Annotated in this window: 5 protein-coding genes; 2 read left to right on the top strand and 3 right to left on the bottom strand. The window is 50.7% G+C overall.

Annotated elements, in window-relative coordinates; genetic code table 11:
• The first annotated feature begins 384 nt into the window (after positions 1–384).
• Positions 385–987: a hypothetical protein gene (locus ACT3R4_RS11190; protein ID WP_441679026.1), complete on the top strand. Its 603-nt coding sequence runs from the start codon at positions 385–387 to the stop codon at positions 985–987.
• Between the two features lie 129 nt (positions 988–1,116).
• Here ACT3R4_RS11190 and ACT3R4_RS11185 read toward each other — a convergent pair whose 3' ends face one another.
• The 3 genes from ACT3R4_RS11185 to ACT3R4_RS11175 form a co-directional block, all read right to left on the bottom strand.
• Entirely contained in the window at positions 1,117–2,358 is a 1,242-nt protein-coding gene (locus tag ACT3R4_RS11185; RefSeq protein WP_441679027.1) for an ArsB/NhaD family transporter, read from the bottom strand.
• A 65-nt stretch (positions 2,359–2,423) separates the two neighbouring features.
• On the bottom strand, positions 2,424–3,776 hold the full coding sequence (gene clcA / locus ACT3R4_RS11180) for a H(+)/Cl(-) exchange transporter ClcA (RefSeq protein ID WP_441679028.1): 1,353 nt from the start codon (positions 3,774–3,776) through the stop codon (positions 2,424–2,426).
• A 165-nt stretch (positions 3,777–3,941) separates the two neighbouring features.
• Complete coding sequence (locus ACT3R4_RS11175; protein WP_441679029.1) at positions 3,942–6,206, bottom strand: FdhF/YdeP family oxidoreductase; 2,265 nt, start codon at positions 6,204–6,206, stop codon at positions 3,942–3,944.
• Positions 6,207–6,483: 277 nt separating this feature from the next.
• Between ACT3R4_RS11175 and ACT3R4_RS11170 the strand changes: the two genes are divergently transcribed.
• Positions 6,484–6,738, top strand: a complete 255-nt coding sequence (locus ACT3R4_RS11170) for a hypothetical protein (protein WP_441679030.1) — start codon at positions 6,484–6,486, stop codon at positions 6,736–6,738.
• Positions 6,739–6,758 lie beyond the last annotated feature (20 nt).

Here is a 6,758-nt window from a genome sequence, read left to right as displayed (position 1 = left end):
CAAAGGTCGCAGGTTCGAATCCTGTCACTCCGACCAGGAATACTGATAAAACGCCGCTTACGGGTCATGCCGAGCGGCGTTTTTTTGTGCTTGGAAATATTCTGGCAAAATATCGTCAGTTTTCCACCCCGCTTGCGTCATAAGAGAAAGAGGAATCTCACTAAGCGAAGAGCTTGATTCAGATAACTTTATTACACTGTATTAAAACAAAGAGCTTCTCCTGGGATAATTGAACTGATACCGTCGGGAAGTGATGTCGCAGCCTCAATAGGCTTGTGGAATATATGCATGAAAACATCCATTGGTCTGACTCTGAAAGAAATACAAAAAAGCAGGTTTTGATAACCTGCGTATGTTGATCCAGTTGCAGCATCGCGAGGTGACATGAACGAGTTGCCGTACGTTCCTTCCAGTGGAGAAATCTTTACGCATATCCGCATCATCGTAGGAATGGTGCTGGGGCTCAGCGTTAGTCGCCTGATTATCGGCCTCACGCGTTTCGTTCAACATCCGGGGCGGGAGAAAATTTATCTCCTACACATAGGCTGGGTGCTATTCCTGCTACTGTTCATCATTCATTTCTGGTGGTTTGAATTCGCGCTCGCCCATCGCCCGAACTGGTCCTTCGCACTCTATTTCTTCCTGATATTCTACGCTAGTCTGTTTGCAGCCTTGTCGGCGGTTCTGTTTCCAGATCGCATGGACGAATATCAGGGATATGGTGATTACTTCCAAAAGCGCAGCCGGAGCTTTTATGTTTTGCTGCTAGTGCTCTTGGTCGTCGATGTTATCGATACCCTGATCAAGGGCGGTGACTATTATGCAGCCCACTATGGCTGGTATTACCCGGTTCGCCAGGTGATGCTGATTGTCGGAACCATATTGGCGCTGGTCTGGCGATCGGAACGCTATCAGGCGGGGTTCGTTGTATTTGCGCTCTTGTTTCAGGTGATCTGGATCGTCAGCCTGTTCGAAGTGATCGATTGACCATCGTCCGGGGCGTCAATATTCGGGAAATAGCGTGTGGTGATACCCATGCCTCGTATAAATTGCTCGGCAACGTGGGTGCTGCATCGGATACCATGAAGACCGTTAGTAAAATACGAGCAGCCATGATCACGCGGTCAGTAGTGTTATCCAGGCGAGTGCCAGCACTATGCAAGCGGCGGCAACTGGGACGCCTGCACGGCAAAATTCACGCATGCTAATGGTGATGCCGCGACTTGCCGCCTGCTCAACCACAATAATGCCCGCAAGGCTTCCAAAAATGATGAGGTTACTGGAAAAGCCTGTACTCAATGCCAGCGCTGCACCAAGCGCATCCACATCCCCTGAATGCTGTAAATATGGCGCCAACAGCATTACTGCAGGATTATTCCCAATAACATTACTTAAGACTGAGCCGACAATAAAAAGTGTTGTTGGGTCGGAAAAGTCGATGCCTGCCGCCTGCATTTCGGTGATGATCTTTTGCGGCAGTCCTGTCTGTGCGAGGGCTGCATTCACAACAAACAATCCCATCAATAAAAGCAGCAGATTCCCATCAACCGTGCCGAGCACCTCCTTGGAAGATAAGCGGCGGTTCACCAGAATAATACCTGCTGCTGACAGAGCAATAAGTTCGCGAGGTAAGTCTGAAAATATAAAAGCAGAAATTACACCAATAGTCACAATCGCGGCTTTAAGGGTTTCTAGTCGGTCCATTGACGCTATAGGCGCTGGTGGCTCACATGGCGCACTCGGATTATGCGGCGCAAGCTTCCAGTTGCCTCGATAGAGCAGGGCTACAACGCCCCAAACGAGCGGTAAGGAAAGCAACGCAGGTACCAGTGCAACTTTCATAAACCCGGTAAACGATAAGCCCAGCGCTTGGGCTGCAATCATATTTTGTGGGCTGCCAATAATAGTGGCTACCGAACCGGTATTGGTCGCAAAGCAAAAGGCCAACAAAAATGGCGTTGGGTTAAGTCCACGAGAGAGGGTTATCGACACTAACAACGGTGTCATGGCAACCACGACGACATCATTCGTTAGCACCGCCGACAGGCCTGCCCCCGTTATTACCAGCAGCGCAAGCAAGCGCGGAGGAGAGACATCCATCGAGGCCACTTTACTGGCGAGCCATGCGTAAAACCCAGAAACGGAAAAAGCACCTGACACGATCATTAGCCCGAATAATAAGCCGACCGTTTCATAATCGATTGCATTCCAGGCAGCCTCATCGGTAATCCTCTGAAAGCCAATCATGGAGACAGCACCAACGACGGCCGCGCCCGTTCGGTCAACACGAAAACCAGGAAGATGGCCGAGTGCTAATGCCAGATAGACCAGCAGAAAGATGATGACAGTTATATCCACTTTATCCTCGTACCAACGATTTTGGTGCCTACGTATAAAAGACAGTAGTGCTAATGTCTAAAAGCTTATGCCAGCCCCGTTTTGTCGGGCCCTTTGGCTGCCGGGTTAATCTCGGCTTGCGCCAATGTTTTTTCGAGTAACTGGTCATAAATGGGGCGCCCGCCGATCCATTGAGCCACCATATTGGCAGTGACACATGTGGCTATCAGTGGCATAACCATTGTATAGGAAGCTGTCAGCTCCAGGGTCAGGGCTACGCCGACCACGGGAGCGCGCACTGAGGCCGAGAACAGACCGCCCATCGCCGCTATACCGAATGCCAGTGGGACGATGCCGGCTGATGGCACCAAGGCATCAAGGGTGCCACCAAAAGCCAAGCCAACGCACATTGATAAAGCCAGCATAGGCGCGAAGATACCGCCTGGTGTGCCGGCTGAATAGCTGGTAACCATCGTGCAATAGCGCATTATCGCCAATAGCAGAAGAAACATTAATCCTTGGCTGTGCTCAGCAATAAACGTCAGAGCATATTCGCCACCTGTCACGGATAACGGCATGAGAATAAGCAGCGCCCCAACTGCAAAGCCGACAAGCGCGGGAAAGAGATAGGGGATGCGTGCATTGATGCTCGATGCGAGTACCGCCATGTGCATAAGGCCTGCATTCAATGCAACACCGAGAACGCCGAGAAGACAGCCAAGCGCCACAAACGCTGGTAGCAGCCAATTTTCAGGGGCTGCAACCAACATGGAAAAATCGGGCGCTGTACCCCCGATGACTTGCGTCATCACGGTTGCCAGCAGCGCGGCAACGATAATGCCCATGTACGTCCGGAACGTATAAGGAAATTGACGGTGTGTCTCTTCAATGATGAAAAGAATAGCAGCAAGGGGAGCATTGAAGGCGCAAGCCAAGCCAGCCGCTGCACCAGCGCCAAGCATGCCGCGCCGCTCAGTTTCGCTTACCTTAAAAAAATCGGTGATCGCCGCGGAAAACGAAGCACCGATATGAATGGTGGGGCCTTCACGTCCAAGGACCATGCCAGAAGCAATGGCCGCCACACCCGTGAAGAACTTGATAGGAAGCACCCGGCGCCAGTGGACGGTTCTTAAGCCCAGCATGGCACCTTCAATTTCTTGCACGCCACTGCCACGCGCCTCAGGAGCATAGCGGTTCACGAAATAGGCGGAAAGAACCGTAATGCACATCGTGATTAGCGCAGCCGAGATAATGAGCACAGTACCGCTAATATGTTCAGCCAACAGATGTGGCCAAACCTGGAGACGGTCGATCAAAAGGTGGAAAAACGAGCCGACCGTGCCTGTTAATATTCCCGTTATTCCGGCAAGTGTGACATAGCGTATCTGGGCATTACGATTTCCCGGTCTGTCTAGATTTTCGACAGGATCGTCCATCATTGAGTATCTCAGTTTGAATAGTTCAGGGAGACATGCTCTGTCTCCCCGTTGGGTGCCCAGCATCTTGCTGAATATGCCTGAAGTAGTGAGCTTAAAAAAATCAGATTTCCGTTTGATTCAGTTCAGTAGTCCCATCTGAGAGGTTCTGTCTCACAGCGCATGTGATCAGAGTGAAGCCTCTGCTTTTGTGATGATGACGGGAATGGATTTATAAGCAGGGACCTCGCTTTCGTGGTCCTTGTCATCCAGGCCAACAAGGCAGTTGGCTTCTGGAAAATACGTTGCCAATGAACCACGCGAAATCGAATAATCAACCAGTGTCAGCCCTGCCAAAATTCGATCTCCTGACCGTACGTCGACGACATCACCTTCTTCGAGCCCCAGGTCTGCTAGATCATCACGGTTTGCGAACAGTACATCACGCCTGCCGTGGACGCCTCGATAACGGTCATTCAAGCCGTATATTGTTGTATTGTATTGATCATGGCTACGTATGGTGGTCAGAGTGAGTGCTGTATCATCGCGTCCGTCATCCTCGTCTGTACCGGACATGACAAGGAAATGCGCTTTGCCGTCAGGCGTATCCCATTCTCGCTGACTTGCACCAACTCTCAGACGAAAGCCGCCTGGTTTTTGAATACGCTCATTGAAGTCAAAGAAATCAGGAAACACAGCCTCAATTTTGTCACGGATCTGGTTATAGTCGGCAATCAGTGCCTTCCAGTCGACGGCCGTTTCGGGCAGTGCTGCCATGGCGAGGCCTGCAATAATGGCAGGCTCTGAGCGCAGTTCATCTGATGCGGGTTTTAGGCCACCCCTTGATGCATGGACCATCGACATTGAATCTTCGACAGTGATGCTTTGTGGGCCCGTTTCCTGGATATCATGCTCGGTTCGGCCTAAGCACGGCAGGATGATGGTTTCATGTGCTGTCAGCAGGCAGGTTCTATTGAGTTTTGTGACAATCTGGATGTTGAGATCAAGGCCGCGGAAGGCATCGTAGGCGATTTGGGGATCGCTCATGGCGACGGCAAAGTTACCGCCCAAACCGATGAATGTCTTTGATCGTCCATCCCGCATCGCAGCCAGTGCGTTGACGGCATTATGACCATGGGCACGAGGGCTTTTAATACCGAATGCCTTATCTAGCCGCGACAGAAATGCCTCGTTTGGAATCTCTGTGATGCCGACCGTTCTATCGCCTTGAACATTGGAGTGGCCCCGTAATGGGCAAATTCCAGCACCGGGGCGTCCCATATTTCCGCGTAGTAGAAGCAGGTTGACCATTTGCTGGATGGCTTCTGTCCCATGCCGGTGTTGCGTGATACCCATGCCATAGCAGAAGATAACGTTCTCGGCAGATGCATAGATGTCTGTAAGCGCTTCAATTTGTTCACGCGGTAGGCCCGAACGGCGAACAATGGTGTCCCAGTCTGTATTTTCAATATCCGACTTCAACGCCTCAAAGCCTACCGTGTGTTCGGCAATAAAAGAGCGATCAAGCAGGCCGCTCCCACCTGCGTTCATGTTTTTCGTATCAGCATCAAACAGCGATTTCATAATGCCTTTGAACACGGCTACGTCGCCGCCGACCTTCACCTGAAAATAAGCGCGATCAATACCTGTTGCGCTATCAGTGAGCATTTCAGCGGGCGACTGCGGGTCCTGAAACCGCTCCAGGCCTCGTTCACGTAACGGGTTAATAACCACCACCGGCTTTCCGCGCTTCGAGACATCCGCCAGCGTTCTGAGCATACGTGGGTGGTTGGTTCCAGGGTTATGTCCTATACAAAAAACGGCATCAGCCTGCTCAAAATCATTAAGCGTCACTGTCCCTTTGCCGATGCCAATCGATTTTGGTAGCCCGACACTAGTAGGCTCATGACACATATTGGAACAGTCGGGAAAATTATTCGAGCCGAATTCACGTGCAAAAAGCTGATAAAGAAAGGCAGCTTCGTTGGATGCCCGTCCTGAGGTATAGAACTCCGCTTGCGTAGGATCGTCGAGGTTATTCAGAGCGTCTGCAGCCCGGCTAAATGCTTCTTCCCAGCTTACTGGAACGAAACGATCAGTTTGGGCATCAAAACGTACAGGCTGCGTCAAGCGCCCTTGATTTTCCAGCTGGTGATCCGACCATTCCCAAAGCTCTGAAACAGTGTGTGTGTCAAAGAATTCTGATGTGACGCGTTTGGATGTCGCCTCCCAGGTGACGGCCTTGGCGCCATTTTCGCAAAATTCAAACGATGATGTGTGCTCGGGATCCGGCCATGCACAGCCTGGGCAGTCAAAGCCATCGGGCTGATTCATTTGCAATAATGCGCGCGTATGGGTGCTCATCCCCATTTCTTCACGCACTGCTTCGGCGACAGCTTTGAGTGCTCCCCACCCGCCAGCCGGTTTATTATAAATCTTGATTCCTTTGGCCATGCTGGTTCGTCCCCCCAGTGTGTTAAAGCATTTAATTATTGGCAATATATATTAATTCTTAATGTTAGCTTAGCAAATGCTTTCGGCAAAACCGATTGTTTTCTATCTTGGGAAAATTGCTTGCCACAATAGCGCATTATGTGTGGCCCACTAAAGATTTTGTCTATCAAGGACGCATTAGAACGAAAAAAAGTAAATGTGAGAAGGCTGCGCAGGTTGGTGACATGGGCATGTCACTTTTCCTACCAAGAGATTTTTGCCAAGGAAAGAGCGGGGCTTGCTAGTTACTCAACTACACACTCTTGGCATCGGCACACTGCTGAGCGTTATCCATTTCAAGGAGAACCGTATGGACCGTATTTTTGCGTGGGATGACCATCATAGCCGGGTAGTTTATCGCGTACCCGGCTGTACTCATAAGGATGGACGTGAGGATAGCGATTTGTCGCCGGTATGGTTGCCTGCAAAGGCGTCTGAGCTGCCGGAAAATGTGCGCCTTGAAGATCTTCGAAGAGTATCGGTGGAAGAGTAAGTGAAAAAAGCAAGAAAGTG

The organism is Halomonas sp. AOP7-E1-9 (assembly GCF_052376035.1).
GTDB classification, from domain to species: Bacteria; Pseudomonadota; Gammaproteobacteria; order Pseudomonadales; family Halomonadaceae; genus Vreelandella; species Vreelandella citrativorans.
Note: the sequence above shows the minus strand (reverse complement) of the source record. Positions and strands in the feature narration are given on the sequence as shown.